This window comes from Bradyrhizobium genosp. SA-3, from assembly GCF_004212635.1.
Lineage (GTDB): Bacteria > Pseudomonadota > Alphaproteobacteria > Rhizobiales > Xanthobacteraceae > Bradyrhizobium.
In genome coordinates this window covers 22569-44613 of sequence record NZ_PSRT01000072.1, presented here as the reverse complement: position 1 = coordinate 44613, position 22045 = coordinate 22569, and the positions used below count along the sequence as shown (strand labels likewise).

The 22045-nt window shown below is 63.8% G+C and carries 21 protein-coding genes; 1 reads left to right on the top strand and 20 read right to left on the bottom strand.

What is annotated here, in order from left to right:
* Positions 1–338 precede the first annotated feature (338 nt).
* Positions 339–725: a RidA family protein gene (locus CWO91_RS24385; protein ID WP_130216983.1), complete on the bottom strand. Its 387-nt coding sequence runs from the start codon at positions 723–725 to the stop codon at positions 339–341.
* Between the two features lie 144 nt (positions 726–869).
* Between CWO91_RS24385 and CWO91_RS24380 the strand changes: the two genes are divergently transcribed.
* Positions 870–1499 carry a LysR family transcriptional regulator gene (locus CWO91_RS24380; protein WP_130216981.1) on the top strand — a complete coding sequence of 210 codons (630 nt, stop codon included), beginning with the start codon at positions 870–872 and terminating at the stop codon, positions 1497–1499.
* Here CWO91_RS24380 and CWO91_RS24375 read toward each other — a convergent pair.
* The 19 genes from CWO91_RS24375 to nuoG form a co-directional block, all read right to left on the bottom strand.
* Positions 1486–2529, bottom strand: coding sequence for an ABC transporter ATP-binding protein (locus CWO91_RS24375; RefSeq protein ID WP_130216979.1), 1044 nt, complete (start codon positions 2527–2529; stop codon positions 1486–1488). The genes CWO91_RS24380 and CWO91_RS24375 overlap by 14 nt on opposite strands.
* The gene (locus CWO91_RS24370; protein WP_130216977.1) at positions 2522–3502 is read right to left on the bottom strand and encodes an ABC transporter ATP-binding protein; all 981 of its coding nucleotides are present in this window, start codon (positions 3500–3502) and stop codon (positions 2522–2524) included. Before CWO91_RS24370 ends, CWO91_RS24375 begins: the two co-directional genes overlap by 8 nt.
* A complete protein-coding gene (locus CWO91_RS24365; RefSeq protein ID WP_130216975.1) occupies positions 3499–4320 on the bottom strand; it encodes an ABC transporter permease in 822 nt (273 codons plus the stop codon). The genes CWO91_RS24370 and CWO91_RS24365 overlap by 4 nt, the downstream gene beginning before the upstream one ends.
* Complete coding sequence (locus CWO91_RS24360; protein WP_130216989.1) at positions 4317–5252, bottom strand: ABC transporter permease; 936 nt, start codon at positions 5250–5252, stop codon at positions 4317–4319. The genes CWO91_RS24365 and CWO91_RS24360 overlap by 4 nt, the downstream gene beginning before the upstream one ends.
* A 61-nt stretch (positions 5253–5313) precedes the next feature.
* On the bottom strand, positions 5314–6903 hold the full coding sequence (locus tag CWO91_RS24355) for an ABC transporter substrate-binding protein (protein ID WP_130216973.1): 1590 nt from the start codon (positions 6901–6903) through the stop codon (positions 5314–5316).
* Between the two features lie 454 nt (positions 6904–7357).
* Positions 7358–8644, bottom strand: a complete 1287-nt coding sequence (mtnK, locus tag CWO91_RS24350) for an S-methyl-5-thioribose kinase (protein WP_130216971.1) — start codon at positions 8642–8644, stop codon at positions 7358–7360.
* 114 nt (positions 8645–8758) lie between these two features.
* Positions 8759–9106 (bottom strand): hypothetical protein, encoded by a 348-nt coding sequence (locus CWO91_RS24345; protein WP_130216969.1) that lies wholly within the window; start codon positions 9104–9106, stop codon positions 8759–8761.
* Between the two features lie 34 nt (positions 9107–9140).
* The gene (locus CWO91_RS24340; RefSeq protein WP_128933453.1) at positions 9141–9416 is read right to left on the bottom strand and encodes a DUF1467 family protein; all 276 of its coding nucleotides are present in this window, start codon (positions 9414–9416) and stop codon (positions 9141–9143) included.
* Between the two features lie 9 nt (positions 9417–9425).
* A complete protein-coding gene (mce, locus tag CWO91_RS24335) occupies positions 9426–9830 on the bottom strand; it encodes a methylmalonyl-CoA epimerase (RefSeq protein WP_011087668.1) in 405 nt (134 codons plus the stop codon).
* Positions 9831–9887: 57 nt separating this feature from the next.
* Positions 9888–11558: a ribonuclease J gene (locus CWO91_RS24330; RefSeq protein WP_130216967.1), complete on the bottom strand. Its 1671-nt coding sequence runs from the start codon at positions 11556–11558 to the stop codon at positions 9888–9890.
* Positions 11558–12364 carry a biotin--[acetyl-CoA-carboxylase] ligase gene (locus CWO91_RS24325; protein ID WP_130216965.1) on the bottom strand — a complete coding sequence of 269 codons (807 nt, stop codon included), beginning with the start codon at positions 12362–12364 and terminating at the stop codon, positions 11558–11560. Before CWO91_RS24325 ends, CWO91_RS24330 begins: the two co-directional genes overlap by 1 nt.
* A gap of 1 nt (position 12365) precedes the next feature.
* Positions 12366–13802, bottom strand: a complete 1437-nt coding sequence (nuoN, locus tag CWO91_RS24320; RefSeq protein WP_130216963.1) for an NADH-quinone oxidoreductase subunit NuoN — start codon at positions 13800–13802, stop codon at positions 12366–12368.
* 22 nt (positions 13803–13824) lie between these two features.
* A complete protein-coding gene (locus CWO91_RS24315; RefSeq protein WP_130216961.1) occupies positions 13825–15330 on the bottom strand; it encodes an NADH-quinone oxidoreductase subunit M in 1506 nt (501 codons plus the stop codon).
* Positions 15331–17424, bottom strand: a complete 2094-nt coding sequence (gene nuoL, locus CWO91_RS24310; protein ID WP_130216959.1) for an NADH-quinone oxidoreductase subunit L — start codon at positions 17422–17424, stop codon at positions 15331–15333.
* Positions 17425–17432: 8 nt separating this feature from the next.
* On the bottom strand, positions 17433–17741 hold the full coding sequence (gene nuoK / locus CWO91_RS24305) for an NADH-quinone oxidoreductase subunit NuoK (RefSeq protein ID WP_008547737.1): 309 nt from the start codon (positions 17739–17741) through the stop codon (positions 17433–17435).
* Positions 17738–18376: an NADH-quinone oxidoreductase subunit J gene (locus tag CWO91_RS24300; protein ID WP_130216957.1), complete on the bottom strand. Its 639-nt coding sequence runs from the start codon at positions 18374–18376 to the stop codon at positions 17738–17740. The genes nuoK and CWO91_RS24300 overlap by 4 nt, the downstream gene beginning before the upstream one ends.
* A gap of 9 nt (positions 18377–18385) precedes the next feature.
* A complete protein-coding gene (gene nuoI, locus CWO91_RS24295) occupies positions 18386–18880 on the bottom strand; it encodes an NADH-quinone oxidoreductase subunit NuoI (RefSeq protein ID WP_433995575.1) in 495 nt (164 codons plus the stop codon).
* An 8-nt stretch (positions 18881–18888) separates the two neighbouring features.
* Positions 18889–19956 carry an NADH-quinone oxidoreductase subunit NuoH gene (gene nuoH, locus CWO91_RS24290; protein WP_091885977.1) on the bottom strand — a complete coding sequence of 356 codons (1068 nt, stop codon included), beginning with the start codon at positions 19954–19956 and terminating at the stop codon, positions 18889–18891.
* A gap of 10 nt (positions 19957–19966) precedes the next feature.
* Positions 19967–22042, bottom strand: coding sequence for an NADH-quinone oxidoreductase subunit NuoG (nuoG, locus tag CWO91_RS24285; RefSeq protein WP_130216955.1), 2076 nt, complete (start codon positions 22040–22042; stop codon positions 19967–19969).
* Between the last annotated feature and the right edge of the window lie 3 nt (positions 22043–22045).

Here is a 22045-nt window from a genome sequence, read left to right as displayed (position 1 = left end):
AGCGAAGCAATCCAGAGTCCTTCCGCGGTGGCAGTCTGGATTGCTTCGCTACGCTCGCAATGACGATGTCGAGACAGCCGCGCAATCCAGGACAACGTGCACCGCGGTTCCTGAGAACGCCGTTCAACTCTCAGCCTTCCGGTCCGATGGCGACTGCGAAAATCGAAAGTAGCAATGGCTCGCGCCGCCGGCCAGCGTTTGCGTCCTGTCCGAGCGGGAGGCGATGGCGCATGGCCGTCTCCATGACACCGCAGATGCGACTCGTAGAAGGGATGGATGATCTCCGCCATAGGACACCTGGCGCATTTGGCCTATTGCAAGGTTGGTGAGAGCTGTTTTCACTCCGCTGCGATCGCCTCGATCTCCAGCAGCCATTTGCTGTCGACGGTTTCAGCGATCATGACCGTCAGCGCGGGTTCGTGTCCTTCGAGCATCTTGCGACGAATGGCACGATTGGGCACGACCTGACTGATGTCGGTCAGGAACGTCGTGACCTTGACCAGATGCGTGACGCCGAGGCCGGCGGCGGCGAGCACCTCGATGACATTGCGCCAGGCTTGCTCGCATTGCGCTTCGAAACCTTCGGGCACACTGCCGTCGGATTTTTCGGGCACCTGGCCGCTGACGAACAGCAAGCGGCGATGCTGACTGAATTCAAGCCCCATGCTGTAACCACCGGCGGGAGCATGGACCGATGGAGGATTATGACCGACGATTTGAGCCATGTCAGATTGTCTCCTGTTCGCTCCGGTTTGCGATCGGTCGACCCTAACCGGCGGCATCGCGCCGGCGCAAAGCAATGTTGCTGCGGTTCAGCGCAAGAAAATCTATTGCAAGCGCGCGGCCATTCAGTGACAAGCTAGGCAGCGATGACCTACATCCTTCCTCCGCTGAACGCGCTCCGCGCATTCGAAGCCGCCGCGCGGCATCTTAGCTTCAAATTGGCCGCGCACGAGCTGCACGTAACGCCCGCCGCCGTGGGGCAGCAGGTGAAGGCGCTGGAGGCGCGCCTCGGCGTGCGCCTGTTCGATCGGCTGCATAAGCAGCTCATCCTGACCGCGGCCGGTCAGGCCTATCTGCCCGGGATATCCGAAGGCTTTCGTCACATTGCGGAGGCGACCTCGCAATTGAAACCGGCAGGTGCGGCGCTGCTGCAATTGGGAGTCCATGGCAGCGTCGACCTGCGCCGCCTCGAATTGACGGAGTTTCGCAGCGCGCATCCAGACATCGGTCTGCGGGTGCTGCAGCCCGCCGGCCTGCACGAACTGGTCGAGGGCAAGGTCGACCTGCTGATCGCCCGCGGTCTTGGCCACCATCCGGGCTATCGCTGCGACCGGGTCAGTGAGGGGGCCGGTTTGGGTGATTGGCTGGTTGCGCCTGAAGGCACTGCGGATTGCCCTGAAGTCGTCAGCTTCCGCGAATGGCTGCGCGCCTTCCTCCCCGAGAACCCGCGCACAAACCACCGCCGCCCTCGCCTGGTCGGCATCAGCGGACGTTGAGGCGCCCCTCTGTCGTTGCCAATCCCGCCTGCGCCACAATCTCGTCGCTTCGCCAGCACCGGACCGAATGCCCGTCGGCACGCGTTTCAAGCATTGGACCCGGCTCGCTCCGGCACACCGCTTCGGCGTGACGACAGCGCGGGCTGAACGCGCATCCGTTTGGCGGATTGAGCGGATTGGGCAGGTCGCCCCCTGTCGTCGCTAACGGTGCGTGGCGCAGCGGATCGGGGATGGCGGCGATCAGGGCTTGGGTATAGGGGTGCGCCGGTCGTTCGAAGATCTCGCGCCAGTGGCCATTCTCCACGATGCGGCCGAGATACATCACCGCGACCCTGTCGCTCATGTGCTCGACGACGCCGAGGTCGTGGCTGATCATGATGAATGAGAGGCCGAGCGTGTCCTTCAGTTCCAGCAGCAGATTGATGATCTGGGCACGGATCGAGACATCGAGCGCGGAGACCGGTTCGTCGCAGATAACGATCCTGGGATTGAGGATCAGCGCACGCGCAATGCCGATGCGCTGGCGCTGGCCACCGGAGAATTCATGCGGGTAGCGGCCTGACTGTTCGGGGCGCAGGCCCACATGCCGCAGCATCGTCGCAACGCGGTCCTCGATCTCGCTTTTCGCGGTTACGCTGTGCACACGCAGCGGATCTTCCAGCGTTCGACGAACGGTCTGGCGCGGATTGAGCGAGGCGTAGGGATCCTGAAACACCATCTGCACGATGCGGGCCAAGGCCTTCCGATCGCCGGATTGCCGGTTCGTCACGGCCTGTCCGTCCACCACGATGCGGCCGCGCGTCGGCGTCAGGAGACCAAGGATCGACAACGCGACGGTCGACTTGCCCGAGCCGGACTCGCCGACGAGGCCGAGGCATTCGCCGCGCCTCAAGCTGAGATCGACGCCGTCGACGGCACGGAGCAGCCGCTTCTCGCGGCCCAGCAAGCCACCCCCGAGCGGAAAATGAACCGCGAGATCCTCGACGCTGAGGATGACGTCGTCATCCGCTCTCCCCTGCGGTTCATGCATGGTGGTGGCACCTGACAAGACCGCCTGCTTCCAGCAAATCCGTCTCTGGCGCGGTGGTCCGGCAAATATCGGTCGCCTGCGCGCAACGCGGATTGAACCGGCAGCCGTCTGGGAAGCTCGTGATGGCCGGAACGACGCCCGCGATCTCCTTCAGTCTGCTACGGCCAAGCGCGGCGCGGCTGCCAAGCCGCGGCAGCGAGGCGACCAGACCTTGCGTATAGGGATGCGATGGCGTTCGAAAAATATCGGCCGAGCCGCGCTCCTCGACGATGCGGCCGGCATACATGACGGCGACGCGGCGGCAGACATTGGCCACCAGGCCGAGATCATGGCTGATCATCAGAATGGCCGTCCCTCTCTCGGCGCATAGATTGCGCATCAGCTCGATGATTTCCGCCTGCACGGTCACGTCGAGCGCGGTGGTCGGCTCGTCTGCGATCAAAAGATCCGGACCGCATGCCAGCGCGATGGCGATCATCACGCGTTGACGCATGCCGCCCGAGAGCTGGTGCGGGTAATCCTTCACGCGCCGCTCCGGCGCGGGGACGCGGACGCTCGCCAGCGCCTCGACCGCCAATTGGTTGGCTTCCCGCCAGCTCTTGCCCTTGTGCAGCACGAACATCTCGGCGATCTGCCGTCCCACCGGCGAGACCGGGTTCAGGGCCGTCATCGGCTCCTGGAAGATCATCGCGATGCGGTTGCCGCGCAGCTCCCGCTGCCCGGCGGTGGAAAGTCTCTGGATTTCCTGTCCCTCGAAGCGGATGGCGCCACCGCCGATCGATAACGGCGGCCGCAGCAGACCGATCAAGGCGAGCGCCGTGATGCTCTTGCCGCAGCCGGATTCGCCGACCAAGCCGAACGTCTCGCCACGATCGATGCGGAACGAAACGTTCTCGACGGCGGGTACCTTGCGGGATCCGTCGTCGAGATCGATGCGCAGATCCTCGACTTCGATCAGCGGCGAGCCCGTCATGTGCGCCGGCTCCGCGATTGTGGATCGAGAATGTCGCGCAGGCCGTCGCCGAGCAGGTTGAGGCCGAGCACCGTCAGGAAAATGGCAAGGCCGGGAAAAACCGAGAGCCACGGCGCCGTCGTGATCTGGTCGCGGGCTTCCGACAACATGCTGCCCCAGCTCGGAAATGGCGGGCGGACGCCGAGGCCGAGGAACGACAATGCGGCTTCGGACAGGACCGCGCTGCCCATGCCGAGCGTGCCGATGACGACGATCGGTCCGAGCATGTTGGGCAGCAGCTGCGTGATCATGATGTGCAGATCGCCATAGCCGAGCACGGTTGCGGCCTGCACATAGCCCTGGCTCCTCAGCGACAGCGCCGAGGCCCGTGCGATCCGGCAGGTAAAGGACCAATTGGTCAAGCCGAGCGCGATGAGCAAGCTGGTCAGGCCGGGCCCAAGCACCGCCATGATGGCCAGCGCGAAGATCAGGGAGGGGATCGCCAGCATGAGGTTGGTCAGGGCGTTGACGACATCGTCCCACCAGCCGCCCAGGTACCCGGCGCTCAGGCCCAGTGCCACGCCGATGATGCTGTTGATGAGCTGGGAGACAATACCCACCGTCAGCGAGACGCGCGCCCCGTACACGACGCGGGAATAGATGTCGCGGCCCTGCCCGTCGGTGCCGAACCACCAGGTCCAGCTCGGCGCCTCCTCTGCGTTCATGAGGTTGGCGTCCATGACGGGATCGGTGTGCGCCAGCCACGGCGCAAGCAGGCCGACCAGGATCGCAAGCGCGAACAATACGCCACCGATGATGAGATTGGCGCGGAGCTTCATGCGTATCTGATCCTGGGGTCGATCACGCCGTAGAGCACGTCGATCAGCAAATTGATCGCGAGAAAGGCCAGAACCACCACGAGAATGGAGCCCTGAACGGCGGGAATGTCGCGCTGGAGAACACTGTCGACGAGCAGCGAGCCGATGCCCGGCCACGAGAACAATTTCTCGACGACGACGGCTTGTCCCATCAACGCACCGAATTGCAGGCCCATTGTCGTGAGGATCAGGACGAGCGCGTTGCGCATCACGTGCCACTTCACGACACGCATCTCGCTCATGCCCTTGGAGCGCGCCGTGCGGACAAAATCGGCGGTCATGATCTCGAGCACCGCGGCGCGCGTCGTCCGGGCCAGCAGCGCCATCGGCGAGACGCCGAGTGTCACGGCCGGCAGGATCAAATATTTGAGGCTGCCGTCGCCATAGCCGAAGCTCGGCAGCCAGCCGAGCTTCAAGGCGAACAGGTACATCAGTAGCAGCCCGAGCCAGAATTTGGCCATTGACAGGCCCGACACTGCGACAACCATGGAGACCGTGTCGACGATGCCGCCTGGTCGCAATGCTGCGACGAAGCCGAGTGGAACGCCAATCGCAATCGCAAACGTCAAGGCTGCGAATATCAATTGTAGCGTCGGCCACATCCGTTTTGCGATCATGATCGTGACCGGCTCACGGGTCCGGAACGACGTCCCCAGATCACCGGTCGCAAGCTTGGCGATGTAGGAGCCAAAGCGCATGTAAACGGGATCGTCGAGGCCGAGCTGCTTCTTCATGCGTTCCACGACCTGCGGGTCCGCTGCACCTCGGCCGTCATCGCTCATGCTCGATACGATGCTGCCCGGGACCACGCTGAACAGCACGAAGACCACCAGCACCACGGCCAGCACGGTCGGAACGGTTTGCAGGATTCGACGGATCAGGAAGGCGAGCATTTGCAACTGTTCCTCCCTCCCTCCATCGCTTGCTGCGATGGCGGGAGGGTGAGAGCGCGTGTCACTTGGCGGGCGACGACTCGTCCACCCAGAGGTCCTCGACGTTCTGATGGGTCAGTTCCGTCGCATTCAACTGAATCCCCTTCAGCCACGGCTGCACCGCCATGACCGCCTTGTTGTAGTTGAAGAACCAGACCGGCGCCTCTTCATAGAGCAGGGCATTGGCCTTCTGCAGCAATTGGTCGCGTTTTGCGGCGTCGTCGGTCTGCCCGGCTTCGTCGATCAGCTTGTCGAAATCCGCGTTCTTGAAGGATGTGTAATTGCAGGCTGATTGCGGCGTCGACGAGTAGAAGCATTTCAGCGCCGCCTGAGGATCCGGCCCTGTCGCCATGGAATAGACATAGGCCTGGAAGTCGCCTTTCTTGATTACCTCCGCCAGCACCGCGGTCTCGACCTGCTTGACCTTCACCTTGATGCCCACGCGGTCCAGCATCGGGATGATGGCCTCGACGATCGGCAGACCCCAGCTTTCATTCTGACTGGTCGTCCATTCGAATTCGAAGCCCGTGGGATAGCCGGCCTCCGCAAGCAACTGCTTTGCTTTCGCGGGATCGAAGGCGTAGGGCTTCATTGCCTTGTCGTAGAGTGGCGAGGTCAGAGGCAGCCAGCTGGTGGCGCGATAGGCCTTGCCTTTGACCAGCTTTTTGATGATCAGGTCGGTATCGATCGCGTGGTTGATCGCCTGCCGGACGCGCTTGTCGGCAAACGGCTTGAATGCCGGATTCATCCCCATGTGACGCGTGAAGACCTCGGCGACTTCGACGATGGTGCCCTTGAGGTCGGGGTCGGCCTGATAGGCGAGATATTGTGCAGGCCCGAGCACCGAGGTGTCGATCTCCTTGTTGCGGAATGCGACATCGCGGGCCGCGGCCTCGCCCATGACCGACACGATGAGCTTGTCGGCATAGGGCTTGCCGGGCTTGTAGAACCGGTCCCAACGTTCCAGAACGATGCGCGATCCCGGCACGTGCTCGACGAACTTGAACGGGCCGAGGCCGATCGGCTTCTGGATGAAGCTTTCCTTTGCACCTTCGTCTGCGGGATAGATCGAGGTCAGCGCGTTGAAGAAATAGAAGCCCGGATCGACCTTCTCGGTCAGCTTCATCTCAACGGTAAAGTCGTCGATCTTCTTCAGGCCGGAGATCTCCTTGGCCTGGCCCTTCTCCACTGCGGCCGCGCCCTCGATCACCCGGACGAAACGCGCGCCGGGATAGGCTTTGGTGCCGTCCATGATGCGATTGTAGGACCAGATGACGTCATCGGCCGTCATCTTGCGGCCGTTGTGGAAATAGGCATCGTCTCGCAGCTTGAAGGTGTGAACCAGGCCTCCGCCCGAGACCACGTCTTCCTTGGCAAGCTCCAGGACCGGCTTGCCTTCCGCGGAATTCCAGATGTAGAGCGACCGATGCAGGGCCTTGGCGTAGATCTCGTCCTGGGCGCGCTGTGTCGTGTGAATGTCGAGGCTGGAGAAACTCGAGCCATAGGGCGCGGTCATGCGGATGGTTCCACCCTTGCGCGGTGTCTGGGCCTCCGCTGTGGTAACGAGCGCCAGCCCCAAACCAGCGACGATCGCAATCATCCTGAACATCATGTGTCCCCCAAGAACGCAGGTATTCCGATCAGGGATTTGATCATTCGTCGCCTGTCGAAAGCAAGCTTCGTTTTTGGTGACAACCGATGCCGGTTCCGGATAGCAACCCTTCGACGGCTACCCCGTTCTCAGGTTGTATCCCCCGGGCGATGCAAGCCGCCGATTGACGCGGTGCGTCATCGAGCGACCCGAACCAGTGAACATTTTTCGCGATCAACGCGACCAAGCTCAGGATCGTTATCCGAGTCCGAGGGACCGCGCACGGCGTCCTGCTCGCGGTGCGGCTTTATTGACGTTCAGCGACAATCCCTCCCCGTCATTGCGAGTTTGGCACCGGCCGATGGCGGACCCGCCCTTGATGTAACGGGAGAAGCAATCCAGAATCTTTCCGCGGCGGCAGTCTGGATTGCTTCTCGCAATGACGGAGCGCGAAGGCGCGCTCCTCTTGAGGCTCTCAACTGGATAACTCCGGTTGCCAATCGCGCAGTTTCCGCGCTGCACTGGTGACGTCAGCGATCGTTCGAAACGCTTCCGTCTCCACCATCATCGCCCTTGCCAGACGCACGGCGCGGGCCTCGCTGATCGCGCGCTTCTTCGGATCCTCGATCAGCTCGAAGTCGATGTTATGGGCGAGGCCGAAGATACGGCGGATGGTTTTTGCGGCTGCGAAGCCGACCGTATCAGTGAACAGGCGCTGCATGTAGGCCTGCCGCTCGGCCTCAAGACGTGCGGCGCCCTTCTCGCCGGAAAAGAGTGAGACGGGATAGGCATCGCCAGCAGCGCCGGCGCGCCAGAGGCCGAGGAATTTGCGGGCGAACTCGCTCCAGACCTGCCCAATGGTCTCCAGCACCCAGTCCTCGAACGCCCCCCGCTCACCCGGCGAGCGCTCATGGCCGGCGGAGGCGAAATACGCCATCAGCAGGTTGGCCAGCACGGCGCCGACGTCGAATCCCATCGGGCCGTAGAACGCGAATTCGGGGTCGATCACCCGCGTCTGGTTCTCCGTCACCATGATCGAGCCGGTGTGGAGGTCGCCGTGGATCAGCGCCTCGGGGCTTGCCATGAACTTCAGCTTCAGCCGGGAGATCGCGACATGCAGGTCCATGTCGTCGCGGAGGCTTGCGGCCAAGCCATCGAGGTAAGGCGCGGTCCAGCGGTTCTGTTCGGCTATGCGGTAGGGATCGGTGAAGATCAGGTCTTCGGTGATCTTGCACAGCGCGTGATTGCCGGCGAAGGCGGCGATGCCCTGCTTCTTCTCGGCCGCGGAGAGCGCGAGATCGGAGGTGAAGAACAGCGTCCGCGCCATGAAGGTGCTGATATCGTCCACAAAGCGCGGATATTGCGTTGCCGCAACCAACCCCTTGCGCATGATGATGTGAGGCTCGAGCAGCTCCATCACCGTCAGCGCCAAGGCCTCGTTGTGATGCAGCAGAGCCGGCACGAGGCCGGGTGCGAGCTGGGCCTGCTTCGACAGCGCCAGATATTCGTAATGAGCCCGCGACAGCGGCAGCGGCCAGCTCTCGCCGACGAGGCGGACATAGGGCAGTGCCTGCTTCACCGCGATGCCGCCGCGCCCGCCTTTGACGATGAAGACGAGGTTGAGATTGCCGTCGCCGACCTCGGTGATCGCCCAGGATGGTGGCGCATCGCCGAGGAGTGCCTTGAGGTCCGGCAGGCCCGCGAGATAATCCCGCAACGCCGCCTCATGCAGAATCCGGTAATCCCCCTGCCCCTGCACCATGACGATCCCATCCCATGCGCGATGAGATCGCGCTTTAGATTATTATTTGAGCATGATCTTCTCGGAAAACCGCTTCGCACTTTTCCGGATCATGCTCTTGGCATGGCCGGATCGTTACTCCCGCTCCAGGAAGCTCGAGCCGATCCCGGCCTTTCTTTTGATCGGATCGTAATCACAATAGACGCTGTCCGCCACCAGCGTGTAGCTGGCGCTGACGATGTATTTGTCCAGCTTGACCGAGTTCAGGCCGATCACCGAGGTGCTCTTGCCGCCGTTCCATTTGAACGGCGTCGAGCTCTTGGCCTGCTCACACGCCATCACCGCCTCATTGAAGACGTAGCCCTCGACGAACGCCTTCAGGGTGCGCACCTGCACCGCCATCTTCCATTCGACATAGCCGATGGCACCAAGGCCGGCGACGATCAGCACCAGAAGCGCGATGACGATGCGCTGAAAAGTCATTCTTCCCCCCAAAACAATAATCAGCAAAAAACGTCTAGAACGGCATTCCCATCATCTTCGACAGGCGTTCGATCGAGAGATAGCCGGCGTGATAAGCGGCCATGCCGAGGCCGTAGATGATCGCCGAGATGATCGTGGTCCAGATCAGCTTGCGCCCCATCCGCGTCAGGATCGGTGCGCCTGGGTCGGTGCCTGGCGCACCGACGCCGTCCTCGTGCTGGCTGCGCACGCCGAACGGCAGCGTCAGAAACAGCGCGATCCACCAGATGACGAAGTAGATCGCGATTGCCGTTGATATCTGGATGGCCATGGGGCGGCCTTATGCTTGCTCAATCTCGACCAGGGCGCCGGAAAAATCCTTGGGGTGCAGGAACAGCACCGGCTTGCCGTGGGCGCCGATCTTGGGCACGCCGTCGCCGAGCACGCGCGCGCCCTCCTTCACCAGCGTGTCGCGCGAGGCAATGATGTCGACGACCTCATAGCAGACATGGTGGATGCCGCCATCGGCATTGCGCTCGAGGAATTTTGCGATCGGCGAGGCCTCGCCGAGCGGCTCGATGAACTCGATCTTGGTGTTGGGCAGCGTCGCGAACACCGTGGTGACGCCGTGCTCGGGCAACGCCACGGCTTCCGAAATCTGCGCCCCGAACGCCGCGCCATAGATCTTTGCGGCCTTGACGGCGTCCTTCGTCGCAATCGCGACATGGTTGAGCCGGCCCAGCATGTCCTTCTCCCTTAGAGCATGATCCGGAAGCGATTTTGCAAAGAGATCATGCCCAAATTATACCGTCAGCACGTGTACCAGACAGGGGGGCTTTTTGCCCCAATGTTCGTTGATCACGGCCCGCACCGCGCGCCGCACCGACTCGGCCAGCGCGTCCGGATCACGGCGCCGCGGCCGGGGCAGGCCCTCGATGGTGGAGACAACGGCATCGAAGACGATGTCGTCGAAGGTCTCGCCCGCCCTGTTCTTGTCGGGGATGCCGACGAGATCGACCTCGGGATCGTCGGCGAGCTCGCCCTGCTCCGTCATGGCGATGGCGACGAAGGCACAGCCGGAGAACGCCATGCGGCGCCGCTCGACCACAGCGCGGGATTTTGCGTCCTCCAGGATCATGCCGTCCTTGTAGAGACGGCCCGACGGCACCTCGCCAACGATTCCGGGATCGCCGGGGCCGAGCTTGACGAGGTCGCCGTTGCGGCAGACCAGCACGCGCGGCACGCCGGCGGCGCGCGCGAGTTTTGCGTGCTCGTGCAGGTGCAGGGCCTCGCCATGGACGGGGATCAGGAGCTGCGGCTTCACCCAGGAGATCAGATCGCGCAGCTCGTCGCGGCGCGGGTGGCCGGAGACGTGGACCAGATGGTCGCGGTCGGTGATGATCTCGACGCCCTGGAGCACCAGATTGTTGATGATCGAGCCAACGGCCTTCTCATTGCCGGGAATGGTGCGCGAGGAGAAGATGACGCTGTCGCCGCGGTTCAGCGTGATCTCGGGATGGTCGTCATTGGCGATGCGCGCCAGCGCTGCGCGCGGCTCGCCCTGGCTGCCGGTGCACAGCGCCAGCACCTTATCCTGCGGCAGATGGCCGTAGACCTCGGGCGAGCGGAAATTCTGCACGCCGTCGAGATAACCGGTCTCGCGCGCGACCTGCACCACGCGCTCCATGGCGCGGCCGACCACGACGACCTCGCGGTCGGCGGCTTTCGCAGCCTCGGCCACGGCCTTGATGCGGGCGACGTTGGAGGCGAAGGTCGTCACCGCGACGCGGCCCTTGGCGGACTTCACGAGATCAATGATGGTCCGGGCGACCTCGGCCTCCGACGGCGAGCGGCCGTCGCGCACCGCGTTGGTGGAATCGCCGATCAAGGCGAGCACGCCCTGCTCGCCGAGCTCGCGCAGGCGCTTCTCGTCGGTCGGGACCCCCAGCGTCGGGGTCGGGTCGATCTTCCAGTCGCCAGTGTGCAGCACCGTGCCGGCTTCGGTGTGGATCGCCAGCGCATGCGCTTCCGGAATCGAGTGCGCGACCGGGATGAACTCGACGTTGAACGGGCCGACATCGACGCGGCCCCCGGACGGGACCACCGTCACCGGAATGTTGGGCGCACCGCGCTCAGCTGCGCATTTGGCCTCGAACAGCGCCGCGCTGAATTTGGTCGCGTAGATCGGGCATTGCAGCTTCGGCCAGAGATCGATGATGGCGCCGAAATGATCCTCGTGGGCATGGGTGAGCACCAGGCCCATCAGGTTCTTGCGCTCCTTCTCCAGGAAGGAGATGTCCGGCATGATCAGGTCGATACCTGGCAGATGCTCCTCGTCACCGAAGGAGACGCCGAGATCGACCGCGAGCCAGGCGCGCTGGTGGCGGTTGCCGAGGCCGTAGATCGACAGGTTCATGCCGATCTCGCCGACGCCGCCGAGCGGCGCAAACACCAGTTCGTCGGGCCTCGCCATCACGCAGCTCCCACGGAGGCGGCCGGGCCGAAGAACACCTCGCCCGCCGCAACCGGCACCCGCCGCCCCTCCGCGGTGCGGACGATCAGACAGCCTGTTTCGTCGATGGTGTCAAAAATGCCTTCCAGCGCCGTCGTCCCCGTATGGATCGCAACCCGCTCGCCGAGGCCGGCGGCGCGCTCAAGCCACAGTTTACGGATATCGACAAAGCCGCGGCCGTTGTCCCATATGCCACGGAATTCGACCCAGGCGTCGGACAGCGCCGCAAACAGCTCCTCCGCACTGATCTGGACGCCGAGGGCGGCCAGCGAGACCGCCGGCGTCGGCGTGCCCTCCGGCGCTGCGACGACATTGGTTCCGATGCCGACGACGACGGCAAGGCGATCGCCAATGGCCTCGGCCTCGAGTGCAATGCCGACGAGCTTCTTGCCGCCGGCAAGCACATCGTTCGGCCATTTCAGGGCGTAGCGGGGGCGGCCCTCGCCGAGGCGGAGTGCAGCCTCCAAGCTGACCTTCTCCAGCGCGGCCTCCTCCGCCAGCCCGGCGGCAAAGCCGAGCGTCGCGGCCACCGCCGGGGCTACGTCCATGACTTCGAGGATGCTGGCTGCGAGATTGCCCCGTGGCGCGATCCAGGCGCGCTGGCGCCGGCCGCGGCCGGCAGTCTGCTCGGACGTCACGAACCACATCGGGCCGCGTTCGCCGGCGCGGGCGTGCTCGATCGCGTCGGTATTGGTCGAGCCGGTTCGTTCGAAAGCCGCGAGCTTGTAGCCCGCGGCCTGTGCGCGAGGACCGAGCGCGAATCCCATCCTAGAACAGCGACTTTGCCGCTGCGGAGGCCACGCTCACCACCGGGCCCGCGAACAGCGCAAACAGGATGTTGAACAGCCCCGCGACCGCCAGAACCGTCCGCACCTCGACGCGCACCGGATCGACCTGGCCGGCCGGTTCGTCGAAATACATCGTCTTGACGACGGCGAGATAGTAGTAGGCGCCCACCACGCTGGTCAGCACGCCGATGACGGCGAGCGTGAACAGGTTGGCCTTGATCGCGGCGACGAAGACGTACCACTTGGCAAAGAAGCCGGCGAGCGGCGGAACGCCCGCGAGCGAGAACAGCAGCATCGCGAAGAAGAAGGCAAGCAGCGGATTGGTCCGCGACAGACCGGCGAAATCGCTGATCTGCTCGACCGCCTGGCCGTTGCGTTTCATGGCGAGGATGACCGAGAACGCGCCGAGCGTCATCGTCACATAGATCACGATGTACATCAGTACGCCCTGAGCACCCTCGACGGTGCCGGAGGCAAGCCCGACCAGGGCAAAACCCATATGGCCGATCGAGGAATAGGCCATCAGGCGCTTGATGTTGCTCTGGCCGATTGCCGCGAAGGCGCCAAGCGCCATCGAGGCGATCGACACGAACACCAGGATCTGCTGCCACTGCGGCACGATGCCGGGGAACGCGGTCAGCGTGACGCGGGTGAAGACGGCGAGCGCGGCGACCTTCGGCGCAGAGGCGAAGAAGGCCGTGACCGGCGTCGGCGCGCCCTCATAGACGTCGGGCGTCCACATGTGGAACGGCACCACCGAGATCTTGAAGCAGAGGCCGGCAAGCAGGAAGACGAGGCCGAAGACCAGTCCGACATTCGCTGATGTCGCGGCGGTAGCGATGCCGGTGAAGCTGACGGTGCCGGTGAAGCCGTAGATCAGCGAGGCGCCGTACAGCAGCATGCCCGAGGACAGCGCGCCCAGCACGAAGTATTTCAGGCCCGCCTCGTTCGACTTGGCATTGTCCCGGTTCGAGGCCGCCACGACGTAGAGCGCCAGCGACATCAACTCGAGGCCGAGATAGAGCGAGATCAGATCGCCGGCCGAGATCAGCACCATCATGCCGAGCGTCGAGAGCAGCACCAGGATCGAATATTCGAAGATCCGCCGCGACGGATCTGACAGGAACTCGGTCGACAGCACCAGTGTCACCGCCGAGCCGATCAGGGCCAGGATCTTCATGAAGCGGGCGAAATCGTCGACGATGAAGCTGCCACCGAAGGTGACCTGTTTGCCCGCAGGCTGCATGTAGACGAGCGCGCCGACCACGATCAGCAGCACCACCGCCAGCGAGGTGACGGTCTTGGTCGTCCCCTGCCCGCGATAGGCTCCCAGCATCAGAAGCGCCATCGCGCCGACCGCGAGCAAGAGCTCGGGCAGCACCGGCGCCAGTTGATATCCAGCAGTCTCAAAGCTCATGGCGATATCCTGACCTGCCCGCTCACTGGAGCAGTGCGGCGGCCTTCACGGCCGTCACAGCGGTGTTGTAGTTGTTGACGAGTTGCTGGACCGAGGCGGCCGACATGTCGAGCACCGGCTGCGGATAGACGCCGAACAGGATCGTCAGCGCGATCAGCGGGAACAGCGTCAGGCACTCCCGGAAGGTGAGGTCCTTGATGGTCATCAGCGACGGCTTTACCAAGGATCCGAACACGACCTTGCGGTATAGCCAGAGCGCATAGCACGCCGACAGGATGACGCCTGATGTGGCGAAGAACGCGGTCGGGATCGAGGTCTTGAAGGTACCGAGCAGCGTCATGAACTCGCCGACGAAGCCTGAGGTACCCGGCAGGCCGACATTGGCCATGGTGAAGACCATGAAGGTCATGGCGTAGAGCGGCATCCGGTTGACGATGCCGCCATAGGCCGCGATCTCGCGGGTGTGCATGCGGTCGTAGACGATGCCGACGCAGAGGAACAGCGCGCCGGAGACGATGCCGTGCGAGATCATCTGGAACACGCCGCCGGCGACACCCTGCATGGTGCCGGCGAAGATGCCCATGGTGACGAAGCCCATATGCGCGACCGAGGAGTACGCGATCAGCTTCTTCATGTCCTCCTGCATCATCGCCACCAGCGAGGTGTAGATGATGGCGATGGTAGACAGCGTGAAGATCAGCGGCGCGAAGTCATGCGAGGCCAGCGGGAACATCGGCAGCGAGAAGCGCAGGAAGCCGTAGCCGCCCATCTTCAGGAGGATCGCCGCCAGGATCACCGAGCCGGCGGTCGGCGCTTCGACGTGTGCGTCCGGGAGCCAGGTGTGCACCGGCCACATCGGCATCTTCACCGCGAAGGAGGCGAAGAAGGCCAGCCACGCCCAGGTCTGCAAGGACCGCGGCACGGCCGTGTGCATCAGGGTCGGAATGTCGGTGGTGTTGCCGTTCCAGTACAGCGCCATGATGGCGAGCAGCATCAGGACCGAGCCGAGCAGCGTGTAGAGGAAGAACTTGAACGAGGCATAGACCCGGCGCGGGCCGCCCCACACGCCGATGATCAGGAACATCGGGATCAGGCCGCCCTCGAAGAACAAGTAGAACAGCACGAGGTCGAGCGCCGAGAAGGTGCCGACCATCAGCGTCTCCAGGATCAGGAACGCCATCATGTATTCGCGCACCCGGCTCGTAACCTTCCAGCTCGCGATGATGCAGAACGGCATCAAGGCGGTGGTCAGGATCACGAAGGGCAGCGAAATGCCGTCCACGCCCATGTGGTAGGTGATGCCGGTGGCGAGCCAGTTCGCCTTCTCGACGAACTGAAAGTCGGCGGTCGAGGCATCGAAGCGCGCTACCAGGATCAGTGACACCGCGAAGGTGATCAGCGTGGTCCACAGCGCGATCCAGCGCGAGTTGCGCTGCGCGGCCTCGTCGTCGCCGCGGCTGAGATAGACGATCAGCGTCCCGACCAGCGGCAGGAAGGTGGTGACGGATAGGATGGGCCAGGTTGTCATTTACTGGCCTCCAAAGCCGAACATGAACCAGGTGATCAGGCCGGCGACGCCGATCAGCATGGCGAATGCGTAGTGATAGAGATAGCCGGTCTGGATCTTCACGACGTTACGGGTGACGTCCAGCACGCGCGCCGAGACGCCGTCGGGACCGAGCCCGTCGATGATGAAGCCGTCGCCCTTCTTCCAGAGCTGATAGCCGATCCACTTCGCCGGACGGACGAAGATGACGTCGTAGAGTTCGTCGAAGTACCACTTGTTGAGCAGGAACTGGTACAGCATCGGCTGCGTCTTCGCCAGCTCGACCGGCAGATACGGCCGGCGGATGTAGAACAGGTACGACACCAGGAAGCCCAGCACCATCATCACCGTCGGCAGGAAGGCGATGGTCTCGGGGATGTGGTGCATCTCCTCGATGATGTGCGGGTTCATCTTCACGGATTCGCGGAAGAACTCCTCGATGCCGTGACCGGCGAACAGCTCCTTGAACGGAAGGCCCGCGACGAACGAGCCGACCGCGAGCACGCCGATCGGGATCAGCATCCAGATCGGGGCCTCGTGTGCGGCCTCGTAGTGATGCTCGTCATGCGGCTCGCCATGGAAGGTCTTGAAGATCAGACGCCAGGAGTAGAACGAGGTCAGGCCGGCGGCGACGACCGTCATCAGGAAGCCATAGACCGCGAACGGATTGTGCGCGGCGTAGGCGGACTCGATGATCGCGTCCTTGGAGAAGTAGCCGGCGGTGAGCGGGAAGCCGGTCAGGGCCAGCGTGCCGACCACCATCACCGCGTAGGTGTAAGGGATCTTGCGCCAGAGGCCGCCCATGTTGCGGATGTCCTGCTCGTGGTGCATCGCGTAGATCACCGAGCCGGAGCCCAAGAACAGCAGCGCCTTGAAGAAGGCGTGCGTGAACAGGTGGAACATGCCGACCGAATAGGCCCCTGCCCCCATCGCCACGAACATGTAGCCGAGCTGCGAACAGGTCGAATAGGCGACGATGCGCTTAATGTCGTTCTGGACGAGGCCGATGGTCGCCGCGAAGAACGCGGTGGTCGCGCCAAAGAACATCACGACGGCCTGCGCGTTCGGGGCGAGCTCGAACAGCGGCGACAGCCGCGCCACCATGAACACGCCGGCGGTGACCATGGTCGCGGCGTGGATCAGCGCGGAGACCGGGGTCGGGCCTTCCATCGCGTCCGGCAACCAGGTGTGCAGCAGGAACTGCGCCGACTTCCCCATCGCGCCCATGAACAGCAACAGGCAGGTCAGGGTCAGCGCGTCGGCGTGCCAGCCGAAGAAGTTGATGGTCTTGCCGGTGAGACCAGGCGCGGCATGGAAGATGGTCTCGAAATCGGTCGAGCCGGCCAGCATGAAGATCGCGAAGATGCCGAGCGCGAAGCCGAAATCGCCGACGCGGTTGACCACGAAGGCCTTGATCGCCGCCGCGTTCGCCGACGGCCTCTGGTACCAGAAGCCGATCAGGAGGTAGCTGGCCAGCCCCACGCCTTCCCAGCCGAAGAACAGCTGCACGAGGTTGTCCGCGGTGACCAGCATCAGCATCGCGAAGGTGAACAGCGAGAGATAGCCGAAGAAGCGCGGCCGGTTCGGGTCCTGATCCATGTAGCCGATGGAATAGAGGTGCACGAGCGAAGACACGGTCGTCACCACCACCAGCATCACGGCGGTGAGCGTGTCGACCCGCAGCGTCCACCAGACCTGGAGATCGCCGGAGAAGATCCAGGGCAGCAGCTGGATGCGGGCGTCGTGATGCATGAAGCCGACGTCGACCAGCGTGAACCAGGACAGCGCCGCCGACACGAACAGCAGTCCCGTCGTGATCAGCTCGGCCGCGCGAGAACCAGCCGCTGGCGGCTCGTGGTCGTGATCGCCCGGCTCGTCATGGGTCTCATGAATGACGCTCCCCTCCTCCTTGATGGAGGCAGCGGAGACATGACCGTTATTCGCACCATTACCGTGCGCCTCGTCGTGATGTTCGACCGTGTCGCCTGAGGGATTGCGGGCATGCGCGCCGACCAGCGAGATCAGGCCGGCCAGAATGGCGCCCAGCAGCGGCAGGAAAACGATTGCCTGAACCATGACTGAGCTCAGCCCTTCATCAGATTGACGTCCTCAACCGCGATCGAGCCGCGGTTGCGGAAATAGACCACAAGGATGGCGAGACCGATCGCGGCTTCCGCAGCAGCGACGGTGAGCACCAGGAGCGCGAAGACCTGGCCGACGATGTCGCCGAGGAAGGTCGAGAACGCCACGAGGTTGATGTTGACCGAGAGCAGGATCAGCTCGATCGACATCAGGATGACGATGATGTTCTTGCGGTTCAGGAAGATGCCGAGGATCCCGAGCGTGAACAGGATCGCGCCGACCGCCAGATAGTGTCCGAGCCCGATCGTCATTTCACCCACTCCGCCGCATCGGCATCCGAGAGCCCCTGCCCCGACACCACCTTGCGCATCGCCATCGCCATCTCCGGCGTGCGCGCGTTCTGTACGTTGATGTCCTGCCGCTTCACGCTCGCCTTGTGGCGCAGCGTCAGCACGATGGCGCCGATCATGGCGACCAATAGCACCATGCCCGCGAGCTGGAAGTAGTGGATGTACTTCGTATAGAGCACGAGGCCGAGCGCTTCGGTGTTGCTGACATTGGCCGGGATCGCCGCCGTGATGGTCTTGGAGACGCCGGGGTTGATGACCCAGAAGCCGACGGTGAGCAGCAGTTCGAACATGAAGATGCCGCCGATCACCAGCCCGACCGGCAGGTACTCGATGAAGCCCTCGCGCAGTTCGAGGAAGTCGACGTCGAGCATCATGATCACGAACAGGAACAGCACCGCGACGGCGCCGACATAGACGACGATCAGGATCATCGCCAGGAATTCGGCGCCCATCAGCACGAACAGGCCGGAGGCGTTGACGAAGGCCAGGATCAGGTACAGCACGGAGTGCACGGGATTGCGCGAGACAATCACCATCACCGCCGAAGCGACGCAGACGCCGGCGAACAGATAGAAGAACAGCGCGGGAAGGATCATGCCCTCACCTCACCGGTACGGCGCGTCGAGCTCGATCGCCTTCGCGATCTCGCGTTCCCAGCGGTCGCCGTTGGCGAGCAGCTTGGCCTTGTCATAGAACAGTTCCTCACGGGTCTCGGTCGCGAACTCGAAGTTCGGACCTTCGACAATGGCGTCAACCGGACAGGCCTCCTGGCAGAGGCCGCAATAGATGCACTTCACCATGTCGATGTCGTAGCGCACGGTGCGGCGGGTGCCGTCGTTGCGGCGCGGGCCGGCCTCGATGGTGATGGCCTGCGCCGGGCAGATGGCTTCGCACAGCTTGCAGGCGATGCAGCGCTCTTCGCCATTCGGATAGCGGCGCAGCGCATGCTCGCCGCGGAAGCGCGGCGAGATCGGGTTCTTCTCGAACGGATAGTTGATGGTCGGCTTCGGCTGGAAGAAATAGCGCATGGCGAGGAAGAACGCCGAGACGAATTCCGACAGCAGAAGCGAGCGTGCAGTGGCGTTGACGTTGATACCCATGGCGGACCTCACTTCGGCGCGATGCCGGCGAAATGCAGCACGCCGGCCACCACGATCACCATCGCCAGCGAGATCGGCAGGAACACCTTCCAGCCGAGGCGCATCAGTTGATCGTAGCGGTAGCGCGGCACGATCGCCTTGGCCATCGCGAACAGGAAGAACATGAAGAACAGCTTCAGCGAGAACCAGATGATCCCCGGCACCCAGTTGAAGGGCGGCAGGTCGACCGGCGGCAGCCAGCCTCCCAGGAACAGGATCGTCGCCAACGCGCACATCGTGACGATCGCGACATACTCGCCGAGCATGAACAAGAGGTACGGCGTCGAGCCGTATTCGACCATGAAGCCGGCGACGAGCTCGGATTCGGCCTCCACGAGATCGAACGGCGGACGGTTGGTTTCCGCCAGTGCCGAGACGTAGAACACCACGAACATCGGGAACAGCGGCCAGACGTACCAGTTCAGGATGGTGAGCTGCGGCAGCCCGATCAGGCTGGCAAGACCGCGCGCATGCTGGGCCTCGACCACGGCCGTGAGGTTCAGCGTGCCGGCGCAGAGCAGCACGGTGATGATCACGAAGCCGATCGAGACCTCGTAGGACACCATCTGCGCCGCCGAGCGCAACGCGGCCAGGAACGGGTATTTCGAGTTCGACGACCAGCCGGCCATTATGATGCCGTAGATCGACAGCGACGAGATCGCGAAGATGAAGAGGATGCCGACATTGATGTCGGAGATCACCCAGCCGAGATTGGTCGGGATCACCGCCCAGGCGGCGAGCGCGAGCACGCAGGACACCAGCGGCGCCAGCAGGAACACGCCCTTATTGGCGCCGGCCGGGATGATCGGCTCCTTCAGCACGAACTTGAGCAAGTCCGCGAAGGACTGCAGCAGCCCCCAGGGGCCGACCACGTTCGGGCCGCGCCGGATCTGCACCGCCGCCCAGATCTTGCGGTCAGCGAGCAGGATGTAGGCGATCGCGACCAAGAGGACGACGAGCACCAGGACGCTCTCCGCGACCATGATGATCAGCGGCCAGAGGAACCCGGTCCAGAATGCGCTTTCGAAAAATTCCATCAGATCACGCTCACTCCGCTGCGGTCAGCATGTGCCCGGAGGCGAGGCGCGAGCATTCCGCCATCACGGCGGACGCACGCGCGATTGGGTTGGTCAGGTAGAAGTCCTCGACCAGAGGCTTGAACGGCGCCTTCTCCGGCGAGCCGCCCTTCCCCGCCAGCTTCTTGATCTGGTCGGCGGTGCCGGCCTCGATCTGGTCGAGACGGATCAGATGCGGCACGGCCTTGAAGATCGCCTGACGCAGGGCGGCAAGCGAGTCATAGCCGAGCTTCTTACCGAGCGCTTCCGACAGCGCGCGGATGATCGCCCAGTCCTCGCGGGCTTCGCCCGGCGGGAACGCGGCGCGGCCGGTCATCTGCACACGGCCTTCGGTGTTGACGTAGATCGCGGACTTCTCGGTGTAGGCCGCTGCAGGCAGGATCACGTCGGCGCGGTGCGCGCCGCGGTCGCCATGGGTACCGATATAGACGACGAAGGTGCCATCCGGCGCCTTGATCTCATCGGCCCCTAACAGGAACAACAGATCGAGCGTTCCGAATGTCGTCATCTGTGCCGCGTTCAGCCCGCCCGCCGTGGCGGAGAAGCCGATATCGAGCGCACCGACGCGCGAGGCGGTCTCGTGCAGCACGCCAAAACCGTTCCAGCCGTCCTTGGCCGCACCGACATCGAGCGCAAGCTTGGCGCTCGCGGCGAGAATGGCGGCGCCGTCGTGACGCGAGGTCGCGCCCGCGCCGACCAGGACGATCGGGTGCTTGGCGTTCTTCAGCACCTCCATGAAGGAGTGCTTGCCGGCCGCGAGATCGCCGAGCGTCTCAGTGCCCGCGCCGAGATGGTCATAGTCGTAGGTCAGGTCGGCCTTGGCGCCGATCACACCGATCTTGAAGCCGCCGGCGCGCCAGCGCTTGCGGATGCGGGCGTTGAACACGGCCGCCTCTTTGCGCGGATTGGCGCCAATGATGAGCAGCGCGTCGGCCTGCTCCACGCCTGCGAGCGTCGGGTTGAAGATGTAGGAGCCGCGGCCGAACGCGGGATCGAAGGCGTCGCCGCCCTGCACCGCCAGATTGCCCGAGCCGTATTTGGCGAGCAGGTCCTTCAGCGCGAACATCTCCTCGACACCGGCGAGGTCGCCGGCGATCGCACCGATGCGCTTGCCGTCGGTGCGCCCCGCCTTGGCCGCGATCGCGGCGAAGGCCTCGGGCCAGCTCGCCGCACGCAGCTTGCCGGCTTCACGGATATAGGGCCGGTCGAGGCGCTGGGTGCGCAAGCCGTCGACGACGTGGCGGGTTTTGTCGGAGATCCACTCCTCGTTCACGGCCTCATTGATGCGCGGCAGGATACGCATCACCTCGCGGCCGCGGGTATCGACGCGGATCGCCGATCCCAGGCCATCCATCACGTCGATCGACTGGGTCTTGCCGAGCTCCCAGGGGCGCGCGGCGAAGGCATAAGGCTTCGAGGTCAGCGCGCCGACCGGACAGATGTCGACGAGATTGCCCTGCAATTCCGATGTCAGCGCATGCTCGAGATAGGTCGTGATCTCCATGTCCTCGCCGCGGCCGGTCGCACCCATCTCGGGCGCGCCGGCGACTTCCGCCGAGAAGCGGACGCAGCGCGTGCACTGGATGCAACGGTTCATCGAGGTCTTGACCAGCGCGCCGAGATATTTGTCCTCGACCGCGCGCTTGTTCTCGGCGAAACGGCTGGTGTCGACACCGTAGCCCATCGCCTGGTCCTGGAGGTCGCACTCGCCGCCCTGATCGCAGATCGGGCAGTCCAGCGGATGGTTGATGAGAAGGAATTCCATCACGCCTTCGCGCGCCTTCTTCACCATCGGCGAACGCGTCGAGATCTCCGGCGGCTCGCCCTTGGGACCCGGACGGCAGTCGCGCACGCCCCAGGCGCAGCTCGCGACCGGCTTCGGGCCGCCCTTCACTTCGACGAGACACATCCGGCAATTGCCGGCGATCGACAGCCGCTCGTGATAGCAGAAGCGCGGAATCTCGGCGCCCGCAGCCTCGCACGCCTGGAGCAGCGTGTACTCGGCGGGCACATCGATCTCTTTGCCGTCGATGATGAGCTTGGTCATTTA